This window comes from Pseudomonas sp. GCM10022186 (assembly GCF_042656385.1).
Classification (GTDB): domain Bacteria; phylum Pseudomonadota; class Gammaproteobacteria; order Pseudomonadales; family Pseudomonadaceae; genus Metapseudomonas.
The window spans coordinates 14,441-31,028 of record NZ_JBHSOU010000052.1; the positions used below are offsets into that span (position 1 = coordinate 14,441).

12 protein-coding genes are annotated in these 16,588 nt (G+C 67.4%); 3 read left to right on the forward strand and 9 right to left on the reverse strand.

Annotated features, from left to right (window positions below; genetic code table 11):
* Positions 1 to 40: 40 nt before the first annotated feature.
* From ACFPU0_RS17270 to mnmC, 6 genes are all read right to left on the reverse strand, one after another.
* The gene (locus ACFPU0_RS17270; RefSeq protein ID WP_377694468.1) at positions 41 to 2,818 is read right to left on the reverse strand and encodes a hybrid sensor histidine kinase/response regulator; all 2,778 of its coding nucleotides are present in this window, start codon (positions 2,816 to 2,818) and stop codon (positions 41 to 43) included.
* Positions 2,819 to 2,881: 63 nt separating this feature from the next.
* Positions 2,882 to 4,075, reverse strand: coding sequence for an osmoprotectant NAGGN system M42 family peptidase (locus tag ACFPU0_RS17275; RefSeq protein ID WP_377694469.1), 1,194 nt, complete (start codon positions 4,073 to 4,075; stop codon positions 2,882 to 2,884).
* Between the two features lie 143 nt (positions 4,076 to 4,218).
* Positions 4,219 to 5,958: an N-acetylglutaminylglutamine synthetase gene (gene ngg / locus ACFPU0_RS17280; protein ID WP_377694471.1), complete on the reverse strand. Its 1,740-nt coding sequence runs from the start codon at positions 5,956 to 5,958 to the stop codon at positions 4,219 to 4,221.
* A 4-nt stretch (positions 5,959 to 5,962) separates the two neighbouring features.
* Positions 5,963 to 7,732, reverse strand: a complete 1,770-nt coding sequence (locus tag ACFPU0_RS17285) for an N-acetylglutaminylglutamine amidotransferase (protein WP_377694472.1) — start codon at positions 7,730 to 7,732, stop codon at positions 5,963 to 5,965.
* 119 nt (positions 7,733 to 7,851) lie between these two features.
* Complete coding sequence (locus tag ACFPU0_RS17290) at positions 7,852 to 8,601, reverse strand: sulfite exporter TauE/SafE family protein (RefSeq protein WP_377694473.1); 750 nt, start codon at positions 8,599 to 8,601, stop codon at positions 7,852 to 7,854.
* 2 nt (positions 8,602 to 8,603) lie between these two features.
* Positions 8,604 to 10,571 (reverse strand): bifunctional tRNA (5-methylaminomethyl-2-thiouridine)(34)-methyltransferase MnmD/FAD-dependent 5-carboxymethylaminomethyl-2-thiouridine(34) oxidoreductase MnmC, encoded by a 1,968-nt coding sequence (mnmC, locus tag ACFPU0_RS17295; protein WP_377694474.1) that lies wholly within the window; start codon positions 10,569 to 10,571, stop codon positions 8,604 to 8,606.
* A gap of 168 nt (positions 10,572 to 10,739) precedes the next feature.
* Between mnmC and pap the strand changes: the two genes are divergently transcribed.
* Together pap and ACFPU0_RS17305 are read left to right on the forward strand one after the other, a co-directional pair.
* Positions 10,740 to 12,227 carry a polyphosphate:AMP phosphotransferase gene (gene pap / locus ACFPU0_RS17300; RefSeq protein ID WP_377694475.1) on the forward strand — a complete coding sequence of 496 codons (1,488 nt, stop codon included), beginning with the start codon at positions 10,740 to 10,742 and terminating at the stop codon, positions 12,225 to 12,227.
* A gap of 104 nt (positions 12,228 to 12,331) precedes the next feature.
* On the forward strand, positions 12,332 to 13,516 hold the full coding sequence (locus ACFPU0_RS17305; RefSeq protein ID WP_377694476.1) for a thiolase family protein: 1,185 nt from the start codon (positions 12,332 to 12,334) through the stop codon (positions 13,514 to 13,516).
* Between the two features lie 188 nt (positions 13,517 to 13,704).
* On the opposite strand, the gene ACFPU0_RS17310 is transcribed toward ACFPU0_RS17305, so the two are convergent.
* Entirely contained in the window at positions 13,705 to 13,914 is a 210-nt protein-coding gene (locus tag ACFPU0_RS17310) for a DUF6316 family protein (RefSeq protein ID WP_377694477.1), read from the reverse strand.
* A 216-nt stretch (positions 13,915 to 14,130) separates the two neighbouring features.
* Between ACFPU0_RS17310 and ACFPU0_RS17315 the strand changes: the two genes are divergently transcribed.
* Complete coding sequence (locus ACFPU0_RS17315) at positions 14,131 to 15,099, forward strand: DMT family transporter (RefSeq protein ID WP_377694478.1); 969 nt, start codon at positions 14,131 to 14,133, stop codon at positions 15,097 to 15,099.
* Between the two features lie 55 nt (positions 15,100 to 15,154).
* On the opposite strand, the gene ACFPU0_RS17320 is transcribed toward ACFPU0_RS17315, so the two are convergent.
* Together ACFPU0_RS17320 and ACFPU0_RS17325 are read right to left on the reverse strand one after the other, a co-directional pair.
* Positions 15,155 to 15,853 (reverse strand): transglutaminase-like cysteine peptidase, encoded by a 699-nt coding sequence (locus ACFPU0_RS17320; protein ID WP_377694479.1) that lies wholly within the window; start codon positions 15,851 to 15,853, stop codon positions 15,155 to 15,157.
* Positions 15,854 to 16,150: 297 nt separating this feature from the next.
* Positions 16,151 to 16,450, reverse strand: a complete 300-nt coding sequence (locus ACFPU0_RS17325; protein WP_377694481.1) for a hypothetical protein — start codon at positions 16,448 to 16,450, stop codon at positions 16,151 to 16,153.
* Positions 16,451 to 16,588 lie beyond the last annotated feature (138 nt).

Here is a 16,588-nt window from a genome sequence, read left to right on the forward strand (position 1 = left end):
TCCGGCAGCGGCGAGATGCTACAGCCGCCGGCGCACGCCGTCACCCGCCCACGCTCTGGCGCAGGATGAAACGCTCCAGGGTGCTGAACAGCAGGGCGCTGTCCAGGGGTTTGCCGAGGAAATCGTCCATCCCGGCGGCGGCACCGGCCTGGCGGTGTTCTTCGAGTATGTGCGCAGTGAGGGCGACTATGGGGACCGCCGGCCAGTTGCGGCTGCGCTCGAGCCGGCGGATCTGCCGGGTGGCCTCGAAACCGTCCATTTCCGGCATCTCGCAATCCATCAGGATCAGCTGGATGCCTTCCGGGTCGCGCTCGTACTCATCCACCGCCGCCACGCCATTGGCCACGGTGCGCACCAGGTAACCGCGCTTCCTGAGGAATCCCTGGACCACCATCTGGTTCACCGGGTTGTCCTCGGCCACCAGGATGCAGGGTGTGGCGCTGACCCGGCGGCGTTCTTCCTGCTGCTGGGTGCGTTCCTCCAGGCGGCGTTCGCGGTACAGCTCCTGCAGGGTTTCCCGCAGGCGTCCCAGGGTGAGCGGCTGGGCCATGGCGCGCAGGCGCAGGCCGGCCCCCGGCAGCAGCTGCTGGCAGTGTTCCGGCGGGCAGATCAGCATCACCCGCTGGCCGCGCTCCAGTCGCGGGCGCAGTCTCTCCAGCCAGTGCGCCGGCGTGCCGGGCCAGGGCGCCTGCAGCACCAGCAGCGGCGGTACGGCGAAGTCGTCCAGCTGTTCGAGCAGCCGCTCCGGGGCCTGGCAACGCTCGCAGCGCATGCCCCAGCGTCCGAGCAGGCGGCCGAGGGCGTCGAGGCCGTGGGCGTCCTCGCAGGCCAGCAAGGCAGTGCGGCCATCCAGCAGCTGGTTCAGGCCGTCGGTCTCGAACTCGCCCGGCTGCAGCGGGATATCGAAACTGAAGCGGGTGCCCTGGTTGAGGGTGCTCTGCACGTCGATGCGGCCGCCCATCATTTCCACCAGCTCCTTGCTGATGGCCAGGCCCAGGCCACTGCCACCGTAGCGGCGCGGAGTGCTGGAGTCGCCTTGGGCGAAGGAGTCGAACAATTGGGTCAGGGCCTCGGGACGGATGCCGATGCCGCTGTCGCTGACGCTGAACACCAGGTGCGCCACACCTTCGGCGTTGCGGCGCAGGCCGAGGTCGAGGGCGACGTGGCCCGCGGCGGTGAACTTGAGGGCGTTGCCCAGGAGGTTCATCAGCACTTGCTTGAGCCGCGTCGGGTCGCCCTGGATGCGCCGGGGAACGCCGGCGTCCAGGCTGAGGTGCAGGCCCAGGCGTTTGTCCATGGCCTGGGCGGTGAACAGGCCGAGGGTTTCGGAAACCAGGTCTTCCAGGTCGAACTCGATGTTCTCCAGTTCCAGCTTGCCGGACTCGATGCGGGCGAAGTCGAGGATGTCGTTGATCACCGCCATGAGCGCCGTGCCGGAGCTGGATATGGTGTCGACGTAGAAGCGCTGGCTGCGGTCCAGCGGGGTTTCCCTGAGCAATTGCAGCATGCCCAGCACGCCGTTGAGGGGGGTGCGGATCTCGTGGCTCATGGTGGCCAGGAAGCGGCTCTTGGCCTGGTTCTCGAAGTGGGCCTGCTCGGCCGCCTGGCGTGAGCGGAAGCCTTCTTCCTTGAGGGTGTTGATGCGGTCGGCGAGGCCGATGGAGAGGGTGATCAGTTCGATGGTGACGCCGATCTTCACCACGGTGGCGCCGAACAGCCCCAGTACTTCCACCCCCAGCGAACCGGTGGTGATCTGGATGAAGGCGAACAGCAGTACGCCCCAGGCCAGGATGTAGTAGGAGCCGTAGCGCAGGCCCTTGCGCCAGACATAGAAGCCGGTGAGCAGGAGGAAGGCGGAAATGCCCGACACCGTCAGGCTGGCCAGGATGTTCCAGGCCTGCAGGCCGATCAGTGGGAAGGAGAGAAAGGCCGCCAGGGTGGCGACCATCAGCCAGCGCAGCACCCGGTCCAGGCGCGGGAAGTGCAGGCCGGTGTGGAGGAAGTGCCGGCTGAACTGCACCGCGGCCAGGCAGTGCAGGTACATGAAGATGTAGATGGCAACCGACTGCAGGCCCACGTGTTCGGGCAGCAGCTTGAACAGCATGCCGTCGAAGCAGGCGGCGAGCAGGCCGACATTGAGGTTGTAGACCAGGTACCAGAGGTAGGCCGGTTCACGCAGCGACAGGTAGAGGAACAGGTTGTAGAAGAACATGGCGAACAGCACGCCATAGAAGGCCCCGTTGAACCCCATGAAGTTCTCCTGGGCGGCGGCGCTGGCGTCGTAGGTGCTGAACACCAGCGGTACGAAGAGCGTGCTGGTGCTCTCGACCCGCAGGAACAGGGTGCTCTGGCCCGGTTCGATGCCGAGGGGGAACCAGAAGTTGCGCACCTGCACCGGCCGTTGGGCGAAGGCGAAGTGGTCGCCGGTTTCCTGGGCCTGCACACGGCCGTCGGGGGTGAGGTAATAGACGCGGATATCGTCCAGCAGCGGATAGTTGGCTTCCAGGTAGCCGCTCAGGGCGTGGGGCCGGCTGTTGTCCAGGCGTACCTTGAACCACCAGACCGAGCGGTTCTTGCCGAGGTTGGCGTGCTCGCCCTTGACCGGCTGGAAGGCTGGATCGGGCAGTTTGCGCACCTGCGCCAGGTCGAGCACGCCCTGCGGATCTTCCAGGTAGCCGACCCACTGGCCCAGCGAAATTCGCAGTTGGTCACGGTCGAGCGGCGCCACCTCCAGGGCGAGGGCTGGCCTGCAGAGCCAGAACAGCAGAAAGGCCAGACCGAGTGCTGCAGTTTTCACACAGCCTGAAAGGTGAAGCATGGGCGACCACCCGTATTGTTATTGCGTCCCTGGGTGGCACTTTGCTCTTACATGTCGGACGCTTCAAGCGTTGCCTTCACCCTTTCCTACAAGACTTTCCACGGTCGGAACGCGAGTCTCGCTCTCCATCTGCGCGTCATGCTCCAGCTGGTGACTGAAGGGTTCCAGGGACTGCTGGCTGGAAACCGCGTCGGTGGCGAATACCGGCGGGCTCATCAGGTAGGCGCCGAGCAGGCGGCTCAGGGCTTCCAGGCTGTCGATATGGGTGCGCTCGTAGCCGTGGGTGGCGTCGCAGCCGAAGGCCAGCAGGGCGGTGCGGATGTCGTGGCCGGCGGTGACCGCCGACTGGGCGTCGCTGTGGTAGTAGCGGAACAGGTCGCGGCGCAGCGGGATGGCATGCTCCTCGCCGAGGCGCAGCAGGTGCCGCGAGAGGTGGTAGTCGTACGGGCCGCCGGAATCCTGCAGGGCCACGCTGACGGCATGCTCGCTGGATTGCTGGCCGAGGGCGACGGGGGCGATGTCGATGCCGACGAACTCGCTCACGTCCCAGGGCAGCGCGGCGGCCGAGCCCGAGCCGATCTCCTCGGTGATGGTGAACAGCGGGTGGCAGTCGATGGGCGGCACCAGGCGCGCTTCGGCTATGCCCTTGAGTGCGGTCAGCAGGGCCGCCACGCCGGCCTTGTCGTCCAGATGGCGGGCGCTGATGTGGCCGCTCTCGGTGAACTCGGGCAAGGGGTCGAAGGCGACGAAGTCGCCGACCGCCACCCCCAGGGTCTCGCTGTCGGCGCGCGTCGCGCAGTAGGCATCCAGGCGCAGCTCGACGTGGTCCCAGCTGATGGGCAGGCTGTCCACCTGGGTGTTGAAGGCGTGTCCCGAGGCCAGCAGGGGCAGCACGCTGCCCCGCAGCACCCCGTTGTCGCAGAACAGGCTGACCCGGCTGCCCTCGGCGAAACGGCTGGACCAGCAGCCCACGGGGGCCAGGGCCAGGCGGCCGTTGTCCTTGATCTCGCGGACGATGGCGCCGATGGTGTCCAGGTGCGCCGACACCGCGCGGTCCGGGCTGCTCTGGCGGCCCTTGACGGTGGCGCGGATGGTACCGCGGCGGGTGAGTTCGTAGGGAATGCCGATCTCGTCGAGGCGCTCGGCGACGTAGCGCACTATGGTGTCGGTGAAGCCGGTGGGGCTGGGGATGGCGAGCATCTCCAGCAGCACCCGCTGGAGGTAGGCGAGGTCGGGTTCGGGGAGTCTCTGGCTCATGGCGTCTCCTTCGATCGAGGGCCTGAGGTTGGCGCGTGATGGGTATCGCTCCGCTCCACCCATCCTGCGGGGCGAGAGGCCAACGCCGTGGATCGGCTGTGGGAGCGAATTCATTCGCGAATGAATTCGCTCCCACAGGCATGTCAGGGCGTGCGGCTCAGCGGGAACAGCAGGTCGATGAAGCGCTCCGCCGTGGGTTGCGGCTGGTGGTTGGCCAGGCCGACCCGTTCGTTGGCTTCGATCAGCACGTAGTCCGGCTGGTCGGCGCCGGGCACCAGCAGGTCCAGGCCCACTACCGGTATTCCCAGCGTCCGCGCGGCGAGGATGGAGGCCTCGGCCAGGGCCGGGTGCAGGGTTGCGGTGACGTCTTCCAGGGTGCCGCCGGTGTGCAGGTTCGCGGTGCGCCGCACGGCCAGGCGGGTACTGGCGGGCAGTACATCGTCATAGCCGTAGCCCGCCGCGCGCAGGGTGCGCTCGGTTTCACCATCCATGGGGATACGGCTTTCGCCCTGGGTGGCGGCCTGGCGTCGTCGGCTCTGGCGTTCGATCAGCTGGCGCAGGGTGCGATGGCCGTCACCCACCACCTCGGCGGGGCGGCGGATGGCGGCGGCCACCACCTCGTAGTTGATCAGCACCACCCGCAGGTCCAGGCCCTGGTGGCAGCTTTCCAGCAGCACGCGGCTGTCGAAGTGCTCGGCATTGGCGATGGCGGTCTTCACCTCGTCGAGGCTACGCAGGTCCACCGCCACACCCTGGCCCTGTTCACCATTCACCGGCTTGACCACCAGGCTGCCGTGCTCGGCGAGGAAGGCGGCATTGTCCTCGTCCGTGCCGGCCAGGCGCTGGGCCGGCTGGCGGATGCCGACCCGTTCCAGGGCACGGTGGGTCAGGCGTTTGTCCTGGCAGAGGGTCATGCTCACGGCGCTGGTGAGGTCGGAGAGGGATTCCCGGCAGCGGATGCGCCGGCCACCCTGGCTCAGGCTGAACAGCCCGCCTTCGGCGTCGTCCACCTGCACCTCGATGCCACGGCGCAGGGCTTCGTCGACGATGATGCGGGCGTAGGGGTTGAGCTTTTCTTCCAGGCCGGGGCCGAGGAACAGGGTCTGGTTGATGCTGTTCTTGCGCTTCACCGTGAAGGTGGCCAGGTCGCGGAAACCCAGCTTGGCGTAGAGCGCCTTGGCCTGGCGGTTGTCGTGCAGCACCGAGAGGTCGAGGTAGTTGAGCCCGCGACTCATGAAGTGTTCCACCAGGTGGCGTACCAGGGCCTCGCCGACGCCGGGACGGCTGCACTGCGGGTCCACCGCCAGGCACCAGAGGCTGGAGCCGCCCTCGGGATCGTCGAAGGCCTTGTGGTGGTTGAGGCCCATCACGGCGCCGATCACCTTCACGTCGCGCTCGTCTTCGGCCAGCCAGTAGACCGGGCCGCCCAGGCGGCGCGGCGTGATGGCGTCCTGGTCCACCGGCAGCATGCCGCGGCAGCGGTAGAGATCGTTGACCGCCTGCCAGTCGCTTTCGCTCAGGACGCGGCGAATGCGGAAGCCGCGAAAGGCCCGGTGCGCCGGGCGGTAGTCGGGAAACCAGAGGCGCAGGGTATCGGACGGGTCGAGGAACAGCTGTTGCGGCGCCTGGGCCAGCACCTGATGGGGGGCCGCGACGTAGAGGGCGATATCGCGCTCGCCGGGCTGCTCTTCCAGCAGCTCGCGGGCCAGGCTCTCCGCGTCGGGGAAGGTGTGGCCGAGGAGCAGGCGGCCCCAGCCGCAGTGGAGGATCTGCGGCTCTCCGTGGGGTTCGAGGTGACCCTCGGCCAGGCGCGCCTGGAGGCGCTGGTAGGAAGGCGTCTGGCCACGCAGCAGGCGCTGGCTGTGCAGGGTATAGGCTTTCATCGTTTCAGAGTCCCTGTTGATTGAGCCAGAGGTTGAGGGCGGCCATCTGCCAGAGCTTGGAGCCGCGCAGCGGGGTGATGTCCTCCGCTGGGCTCTGCAACAGGCGTTCGAGCATGGCCGGCTGGAACAGCCCGCGATCCTGGCTCGGGTCCAGCAGCAGTTCGCGCACCCAGTCGCGGGTGCGGCCGTCCAGATACTTGAGGCCGGGAACCGGGAAGTAGCCCTTGGGACGGTCGATAACCTCATTGGGGATGACCTGGCGGGCGGCGGCCTTGAGCACTTCCTTGCCGCCGTCCCCGAGCTTGAAGCGCGAGGGGATGCGCGCCGAGAGTTCGGCCACCCGGTAGTCGAGGAAGGGCACCCGCGCCTCCAGGCCCCAGGCCATGGTCATGTTGTCCACCCGCTTCACCGGGTCGTCCACCAGCATCACCGTGCTGTCCAGGCGCAGCGCCTTGTCCACCGGGTCGAGGGCGCCGGGGCGCTCGAAGTGCTGGCGCACGAAGTCGCCGGCCAGGTCGTCGGCGAGCCAGGCCGGTTGCACCGTGGCCTGGTACTCGGTGTGGCTGCGGTCGAAGAAGGCCGCGCGGTAGCTGTTGACCGGGTCGGAGGTATCGGCCAGTGGCGGGTACCAGTGATAGCCGCCGAACAGCTCGTCGGCGCCCTGGCCGCTCTGCACCACCTTGCAGTGCCTGGAAACCTCGCGGGAGAGCAGGTAGAAGGCGATGCAGTCGTGGCTGACCATGGGTTCGCTCATGGCGGCGAAGGCGGCCGGCAGTTGCTCCAGCACCTCGTGCTCGTCGATGCGCAGTTGCTGGTGGCGGGTGCCGTAGTGGCGGGCGATCAGGTCGGAGTATTCGAACTCGTCGCCGCGCTCGCCGCCGGCATCCTGGAAGCCGATGGAGAAGGTGGCCAGTTGCTCGATGCCGGTTTCCGCCAGCAGCCCCACCAGCAGGCTGGAATCCACCCCGCCGGAGAGCAGTACACCCACCTCGCGGGCGGCCCGCTGGCGAATCGTCACGGCAGCGCGCAGGCTGGCCAGCAGCAGGTCGCGCCAGTCTTCCAGGCCAAGCACCTGTTCGTCTTCGCGGGGCCCGTATTCCAGTTGCCACCAGGTGCCCTGGCTGCTGTTGCCGTCGGCGTCGATCTGCATCCAGCTGGCCGGCGGCAACTTCTCCACACCCTTCACCAGGGTTCGCGGCGCCGGCACCACGGCGTGGAAGTTGAGGTAGAAGTTCAGCGCCTCCGGGTCCAGCGAGGTATCCAGGTCGCCACCCTGGAGCAGGGCCGGCAGGCTCGAGGCGAAGCGCAGCCGCTGGTCGTTGCGTGACAGGTACAGCGGCTTGATGCCGAGGCGGTCGCGGGCGAGGAACAGGCGCTGGCGATCACGCTCCCAGATGGCCAGGGCGAACATGCCGTTGAGTTTCGGCAGCATGTCCTTGCCCCAGGCGTGCCAGGCCTTGAGCAGGACTTCGGTGTCACCGTCGGAATGGAAGCGATAACCCAGGGCCAGCAGCTCCTTGCGCAGTTCCGGGTAGTTGTAGATGGCGCCGTTGAACACCATGGCCAGGCCCAGTTCGGGGTCCAGCATGGGCTGCCCGGAGGCTTCGGCGAGGTCCATGATCTTCAGCCGTCGATGGCCCAGGGCGATCGGTCCCTGGCTGTGCAGGCCCCAGGCGTCGGGGCCGCGGGGGGCGAGGTGGTGGGTTATTCGGTCGAGGGCGGCCAGGTCGGCCGGTTGCTTGTCGAAGCGCAGTTCTCCAGAAATGCCGCACATAAGTCCTTACCGGTGTTGCCGTTGGGGAGTGGGTGCCTGGAAACAGCGCACCTAGGGGTCCGACCCCCGGGGGCTTCCGTGAGTTTTATATCGATTGGGTATATGGCGCGGTGCGATTGTCAGGCCAGCAGTTTCTGCGCTGCCAGGGACAGGCTCACCGCCACCAGCATCAGGGCGAACAAGCGTTGCAGGGTGGCACCGCGCAGTCGCACGGCCAGCAGGTTTCCGCAGAGCACGCCGATGGCTCCGCCGGCTGCCAGGCCGCCGAGCAGGGCCATGGGCGGTTGGGCGCCAGTGAGATAGAGGAGGAAGCCGCCGCCCGAGACCAGGGCGATCACGGCCATGGAGGTGGCGGTGGCGGCCAGCATCGACAGCGGGGTGTACCAGAGCAATGCCGGCACGACGAGGAAGCCGCCCCCCACGCCCATGACCCCGGACAGCAGTCCCACGCCGGCTCCAATGGCCACCAGGGGCGCGCTGCGCAGCGGGCCGCACTTGCCCTGGGGCAGTCCCGCCCCGCGCCACATGCGCCGGGCCGACCAGAGCACCAGCAGGCAGAAACCGAGGATCAACGCGAACTCGGGGATGAATCGCCCGAGCCACTGGCCAACGGCATTGCCCGGCAGGCCGGCCAGTGCCAGCAACAGCACCGGGCGCCAGGCCACCAGGCCCTGGCGGGCGCGGGGAATGGCGCCGATGGCGGCGGACAGCGCCACGGCACCGAGGCTCACGCCAATGGCGTCGCGCAGGGGCAGGTGCAGGCTGAGCAGCAGGGGCAGGGCCACCAGGGAGCCGCCGGCGCCGGTCAGGCCCAGCAACAGGCCGAGCACGGCGCCGATCGCCAGGGCCTCGATGAGCAGTAGTTCCATGGTCAGGCGTTCTGGCCGCGGATCAGGCGGCGCAAGGCGAAGCGGTTGGGGTGGCAGGCCTCGGCCACTGCGCGTGGCACGGGCAGCGGCTCGTTTTCCAGCCAGGCGGCCAGCAGTTCGCCCGACAGGGGCGCGGTGATCAGCCCGCGGGAGCCGTGGGCGCTGTTCACATACAGGCCGTGGAGCCAGGGGGCCGGCATGTCGGGTGCCTGGCGGGCGTCCTTGGCCAGCACGGCGTAGGTTTCGGCGAAGGCGCCGGAATCCGCCAGGGGGCCGACGATGGGCAGGTAGTCCGGGGTGGTGCAGCGGAAGGCGGCGCGGCCTTCCAGCCGGGCCGGGTCCAGCCCGGCGGCGTGCAGGCGATGGCCGAGGTCGGGGGATATTTCTTCCAGCAGCTGGAGGTTGCCGGCGTGCTCGGCGGCAGTGGGGTCCAGGTCCGTGCTGTGGAAGTCGAAGCTGGCGCCCAGGGTATGTTCGCCATCACGGGGTGGTGCCACATAGCCCTCGGCGCAGAGCACGGTGCCCAGGCCCGCGCTCCCGGCGGTGGCCGGCAGGCGGCTGATCTGCCCGCGAATGCGTTTGAGCTGGAGCCCGGCGGTCTGCGGGAAGCGCAGCACCTCGGCGGCGCCGGCCAGGACGGCCACCGGTGCAGCGGAGAGGCAGGTGTCGGCGGAGAAGGCACACCAGCGATCGCCCTCGCGGCGCAGCTCCAGGGCTTCGCTGTGGGGCAGCAGACGGATATTCGGATGATCGGCCAGCAGGCGGCAAAGCGCCGGCGGGTGGACCCAGCCGGCCTCGGGGTAGAACAGGCCGCCGGCCGGCAGGGCGACGTGGGCCAGGGCCTCGGCCTGGGCCTTGTCCAGGGGGTGCAGCAGATCGGCGGGGAAGGCTTCGGCCAGCTTTTCCTGGCGCTGCGCCTCCTTGGCGTCGAAGGCCAGCTGCAGCACGCCGCAGGCTTGCCAGTCATGGCCCTGTTCCAGCCGCTGCAGCAGCCGGCGGGTGTGGCCGAAACCGCTGAGGATCAGCCGCGACAGCGGCGTGCCATGGGCCGAAAGCTTGAGGTAGAGCACGCCCTGTGGATTGCCCGAGGCCTCGCGGGCCGGCGCGTCGTGGCGTTCCAGCAGGGTTACCTGCCAGCCGCGGGCGGCCAGGCTGGCGGCGCTGGCGCAGCCGGCCAGGCCGGCGCCTATCACCAGGGCTTCGCGGCGCTGCGGGACGAAGCGCGGGCGCGCGAACCAGGGTTTGCTGTCGTCTCGGGCCTCACCTTCGAACAGCCCGCGGCTCATCTCCCACTTCTTGCCGAAGCCCGGAATGCGCTTGATGGCGAAACCCACCTCTTTCAGGCCACGGCGCACGAAACCGGCAGCGGTGAAGGTGGCCAGGGTGGTTCCGGGGGCGGACAGCCGCGCCAATTGGGCGAAGAGGGCGGGGCTCCACATGTCCGGGTTCTTCGCCGGGGCGAAACCGTCGAGGAACCAGGCGTCGATGCATGCGTCCAGCTCCGGCAGGCAGTCCAGGGCATCGCCCAGCAGCAGGGTCAGCATCACGCGGCCACCGGCCAGGCAGAAGCGCTGGAAGCCGGGGTGGACCGCGACGTACTGGTCGATCAACTGGGCCGCCAGGGGCGCCAGTTCCGGCCAGAGCGCCAGGGCGCGCTGCAGGTCGTCACGGGTGAGGGGGAATTTTTCCACGCTGACGAAGTGCAACCGGGCATCGGCCGGCGCGCAGCGCTCGAACAGCTGCCAGGCGCAGAGGAAGTTCAGCCCGGTGCCGAAGCCGGTTTCGCCGATGGTGAAGCGCCCGCCCGCCGGCAGCTCGGCGAAGCGCCGGGCCAGGTCGTTGCCGGCGATGAACACATGGCGGGTCTCGTCGATGCCCGAAGCCGGGGAGAAGTAGACGTCGTCGAACTCCCGCGACAGCGGTTGGCCCTGTTCGTCCCAGTCGAGCTGGGCGTGGTGGAAATCGGACATGGGGGTTCCCGTGACTGCGAAGCGCGAATGGTAGCCGATTGGACGCCCGCATCGAACCGTAGGAGCGAGCTCTGCTCGCGAAGCGGTTCTTCGAGATTTTCGCGAGCAGAGCTCGCTCCTACGGACAGGTGTCCGCTACCTTTTCCCCATTACACCAAGGAGGTCTGCATGTTCGAATCCGCCGAGATCGGCCATTCCATCGACAAGGAAACCTATGAGAAGGCCGTGCTGGAGTTGCGCGAGGCCCTGCTGGACGCGCAGTTCGAGCTCAAGCAGCAGGCGCGCTTCCCGGTGCTGATCCTGATCAACGGCATCGAGGGGGCCGGCAAGGGCGAGACGGTCAAGCTGCTCAACGAATGGATGGACCCGCGCCTGATCAACGTGGAGAGCTTCCTGCGCTCGACCGACGAAGAGCTGTCGCGGCCGCCACAGTGGCGCTACTGGCGCAAGTTGCCGCCCAAGGGGCGGATCGGCATCTTCTTCGGCAACTGGTACAGCCAGATGCTCCACGCCCGGGTCGAGGGCGATATCAAGGACGCCCGCCTGGACCAGGCCATCAACGACGCCGAAGGCTTCGAGCGCATGCTCTGCGACGAGGGGGCGCTGGTCTTCAAGTTCTGGTTCCACCTGTCCAAGAAACAGCTCAAGGAGCGCCTCAAGGCCCTGGAGAAGGACCCCCAGCGCAGCTGGCAGCTCAACCCGCTGGACTGGAAGCAGAGCGAGGTCTACGACCGCTTCGTGCGCTTCGGCGAGCGGGTGCTGCGCCGTACCAGCCGTGACTACGCGCCCTGGTACGTGATCGAGGGCTTCGACGAGCGCTACCGCAGCCTCAGCGTCGGCCGCATCATCCTCGAAGGCTTGCAGGCCGCCCTCAAGCAGCAGGGCCGACCCAAGCCGCAGCCCCACGCGGCGCCGCTGATGTCCAGCCTGGACAAGCTCACCCTGCTGGACAGCCTCGACCTCGGCCTGAAGCTGGACAAGAACGACTACAAGGAACAACTGGCCACCGAACAGGCGCGCCTGAACGGCCTGATGCGCGACAAACGCATGCGCGGCCACGCGCTGATGGCGGTGTTCGAAGGCAATGACGCCGCCGGCAAGGGCGGCGCCATCCGCCGTGTCACCGGGGCGCTGGACCCACGCCAGTACCGTACCGTGCCGATCGCCGCCCCCACCGAGGAAGAGCGCGCCCAACCCTACCTCTGGCGTTTCTGGCGGCATGTGCCGGGACGCGGCCAGTTCACCATCTTCGACCGCTCATGGTACGGCCGCGTACTGGTGGAGCGGGTCGAGGGCTTCTGCTCCGAGGCCGACTGGCTTCGGGCCTACGGCGAGATCAACGACTTCGAGGAACAGTTGCACAACTACGGCATCGTGCTGGTGAAGTTCTGGCTGTCCATCGACAAGGACACCCAGATGGAGCGCTTCAAGGAACGCGAGGCGGTGTCCTTCAAGCGTTACAAGATCACCGAGGAAGACTGGCGCAATCGCGAAAAGTGGGGGCTCTACGTGGACGCCGTGGACGACATGGTGGACCGCACCAGCACCGAGATCGCGCCCTGGACCCTGGTGGAAGCCAATGACAAGCGCTACGCCCGGGTCAAGGTGCTGCGCACCATCAACGAAGCCCTGGAGGCAGCGTTCAGGAAAGACTGAGCAGAGGATGGGCGCGCATACGCGGGATGAATGATCGTAGTGTCCTCGCATGGACAGCAATTATGCTCGCCGCACTTTCACTCCCAACAAGAACGAGGTGCGTCATGCGTGAAGTGGTGATCGTCGACAGCGTGCGGACTGGCTTGGCCAAGTCCTTCCGCGGCAAGTTCAACATGACCCGGCCGGACGATATGGCCGCCCACTGCGTGAACGCGCTGCTTTCGCGCAACGACCTCGACCCGGCGCTGGTGGACGACTGCGTGGTCGGTGCCGGTTCCAACGAAGGCGCCCAGGGCCACAACATCGGCCGCAACGTGGCGGTGCTCTCGGGCCTGGGCGTCGGCGTCGCCGGCATGACCCTGAACCGTTACTGCTCCTCGGGCCTGCAGGCCATCGCCATCGCCGCCAACCAGATCGCCTCCGGCTGCAGCGATGTGATGGTGGCCGGCGGCGTCGAGTCCATCACCCTGACCCTGAAGAGCATCAACCAGGACAACTTCGTCAACCCGCGGCTGCAGCTCGAACACCCCGGCATCTATTACCCCATGGGGCAGACCGCCGAGATCGTCGCCCGTCGCTATAACGTGACCCGCGAAGCCCAGGACCTCTACGCCCTGCAGAGCCAGCAGCGCACCGCCCGCGCCCAGGCCGAAGGCCTGTTCGCCGACGAGATCGTGCCGATGAGCGTGAAGTACTTCGTCGAAGACAAGGCCACCGGCCAGAAGCAGGTGCTGGACGGGGTGGTCGACCGCGATGACTGCAACCGTGCCGACACCACCCTGGAAGGCCTGAATTCCCTGAAACCGGTGTTCGCCGAGGATGGCTCGGTCACCGCCGGCAACTCCTCGCAACTTTCCGACGGTGCTTCCATGACCCTGCTGATGAGCCTGGACAAGGCCCTGGAGCTGGGGCTCAAGCCCAAGGCGTTCTTCCGCGGCTTCACCGTGGCCGGCTGCGAGCCGGACGAGATGGGCATCGGCCCGGTGTTCTCGGTGCCCAGGCTGCTCAAGGCCAAGGGCCTGTCGATCGACGACATCGACCTCTGGGAGCTCAACGAAGCCTTCGCTTCCCAGTGCCTCTACGCCCGTGATCGCCTGGGGATCGACAACGAGAAGTACAACGTCAACGGCGGCTCCATCTCCATCGGCCACCCCTTCGGCATGACCGGCTCGCGCCAGGTCGGCCACCTGGTGCGCGAACTGCAGCGGCGCGGCAAGCGCTTCGGCATCGTCACCATGTGCGTCGGCGGCGGCATGGGCGCCACCGGCCTGTTCGAGGCCTATCGCTGAGTCTGGGCGCCGCTCTCACAAGGACTTTGTGGGGGCGAATTCATTCGCAATGGGCAGCGCAGCTGCCCCCTTCGATGCAGCAAGGCGGACCTGCGGTCCGCTTGGCGATTGAAATCGCCCCCACAGTGTTTCGAGTCCCCGAAAAGGAAAAACCCGCGCCTGGCGCGGGTTTTCTCATATAGGGGCGCTTATCGGCCCCGATACGCGAGTATGGCGTTGGATAGTTTCATGCGCCGGATATACAGCGCGATTTCCCGCTCCGCATCCACGCGGGTGAAGAAGGGCCCCTCCAGGGTGCCCTCCCGTGTGGAGAAGAAGTACTGCCCGTTCACGGCGCTGACCCGCTCACTGCGATAGTGGGTGCCTGCAGCCATGTCGGATGCACGTCTACCGAACATCGGACCACCTCCGTAACCCATTGGCTCTTTGAGTCTAACCAGCGCTGCCGGCCTTGCGCCGGGGCTCGACAAGCGGCGGAGTACCGAGGGCGACAGGTACAGTTTCGCCACCGACAGGCAGGAAACTGTTCCTGTGCCCCGGGAACCGGCACTCCTAGAATGGCGTCTCTTGTCCTGCCCGCGCAGACACCGCCGGGCTTGCCCGCAGAGGTCCCCATGCACATCTCCTCCGGCCGTTGGCTCTACGGCCTGTTCCTCGCCCTGGTCACGGCCGTGCTCTGGGGCGTCCTGCCCATCTGGCTGAAGGAAGTCCTGCAGACCATGGACCCGGTGACCGTGACCTGGTACCGGCTGGTCGTCGCGGGCTCGCTGCTGTTCCTCTATCTGGGCGCCAATCGCCGCCTGCCGGCCCTCCGGCCGCTGGGCGCGCGTGGTCGCTGGCTGGTGGTCCTGGCGGTGGGAGGGCTCACCGGCAACTACGTGTTCTACCTGATCGGCCTGAAGATGCTCAGCCCCGGCACCACCCAACTGGTGATCCAGGTGGCGCCGATCCTCTTCCTGCTGAGCAGCCTGTTCGTCTTCAAGGAGAGCTTCAGCCGTGGGCAGGCCTTCGGCCTGCTGGTGACGGTCCTGGGCTTCGGCCTGTTCTTCAACCAGCGCCTGGAAGAGCTGCTCACCTCCATGAGCCAATACACCCTGGGCGTGCTGGTGATCCTGCTGTCGGCTTTCGTCTGGACCTTCTACGGCCTGGCGCAGAAGCAGTTGCTGAGCCACTGGAGTTCGGCCCAGGTGATGATGGTGATCTACCTCGGTTGCGCTGCGCTGCTGACACCCTGGGCGCAGCCCATGGAGTTGTTGTCCCTGAGCCCGCTGCAGGGCTGGCTGCTGCTGGCCTGCTGCCTGAATACCCTGGTGGCCTACGGCGCCTTCGCCGAGGCCCTGGCCCACTGGGAGGCGTCCAGGGTCAGCGCGACCCTGGCCATCACGCCGCTGGTGACTTTCGCCAGCGTGGCCATCTGCGCCAGTCTCTGGCCGGACCATGTGCAGCCCGAGGAGGTCAACTGGATCGCCTATGCGGGGGCCCTGTTCGTCGTGCTGGGTTCGGCCCTGACCGCCCTGGCGCCGTCGCTGTTGCGCAGCTGGCGGGAGCGACGGGAGGCAGCACCCCTGGCCACTGGCGAGTGAGAGGCGGGCGGCGCGGTTTGCCGATGGCCAATGCCCGGTCCCGGCGGGGACCGGCCTAGAGGGTGAAGCCTTCCCTTTCCATCCGCGCCAGCAGGCCCTGCCACACCGGCAGCTTCGCGGTGTCGCCGACGCGCTTCGGGGCGCCGCCCTTCAGGCTGTAGAGCCCCTGGGCATCGAAGGCATAGCGCAGGGCCAGGTCCTGGCGCCGTGAGGCGGGGACAACCTCGTCCAGCAGGTTGTCCAGCACCAGGGGCTCGGCGTCCGGGGTTTCGTAATAGGTCACCACCATGTGCGCCTGATTCAGTTCCAGGGCCCTGGCGTAGGTGATGCGCAGCTTTTCCCGGGCGATGCCCAGCTGCAGCAGGGTGAAGTACTTGGCCAGGGCAAAGTCCTCGCAGTCCCCAGCGCCCCTGGCCAGGGTTTCCAGCGGGGTGGCCCAGTAATCCCGGCGCTGCCACAGGGCGCTGTCGTCGCTGAAGCGCACCTGGTGGTTGATCTGGCGATTGACCGCCAGTAGTTGCTCGCGCTCGGTCATCCGGCTGCCGCTTTCCAGCAGGTCGCGCCAGGCGTGCAGGCGATGCCTGGCCGGGCCGCTGCGGCCATAGCGCTTTTCCGCCTTGCGCATGACCGGGTCGAGGCTCCAGGCAGCCTTGGCGTCGTCGGCGCCCAGCAGCAGGCTGCCGCTGAAGGTGACGATGGCCAGCATGAACCAGGACAGGGATACGCCGAAGCGGCGGGAGGCAGGCTTCTGCAACGGGTCGATACTCCAGGGGAAAGCGGCCGCAGCCGGGTTCAGCGGTGAATCAATCCGTTGAGCAAGTCGCTGGCACAGGGCGAACCTTCCGCCAGCGTGGGATGTGGGCACACTAGGGGCAGTGCGGTCGTCGCCGCAAGATGCAGGGGATGCGCGGCAGCCCGGAGAAGTGGAGGATGGCTGCGCGATGGCTCTGGAGCGGGCTTGAGCGGCCTGGACCGGCCGTCGGAAAGGTGGCGTTGTACTGCCCGCCGGGTGCGCAGTCTGGTCGCGCATCCGACGGGCGGTCATTTCGGGTCATTTCCCGAATTCGACCTTTTGTTGATGGATCAGGGACTGGTATTTCGGCATTTGCCGTCCGCTGGCACTCGTTTCGTCGTCCTCGGGCTGCCACCCGGCTGCGGTAGGTTGTGCCTCGACGATGCTGGTGAAGCTCTCGCTGGAGTCTTCCCGCATCTGCAGCAGCTGCTGGTTGCGCATCCGGTACTCGTCCAGGCGATCGCTTCCATTCTCCGCGAGGACCGGGCCCGGTCCGGTTGTCACCGCCAGGGCCAGAAGCAGGCCGCTGAGGGTCGTCATGTTGAGTGTCGATTTCATCGTCGTGTCCTCTTGTTCCCCACTCGCCTCCCCACGAGTTGGATGAATAGGATCGGCCATTGTTACAGGCCGTGGCGCCGGCCTGACAGGTGGCAAGAAAAAGGACCGGCGGGCCGTCGCAAGCCTCTGAGTGGCATG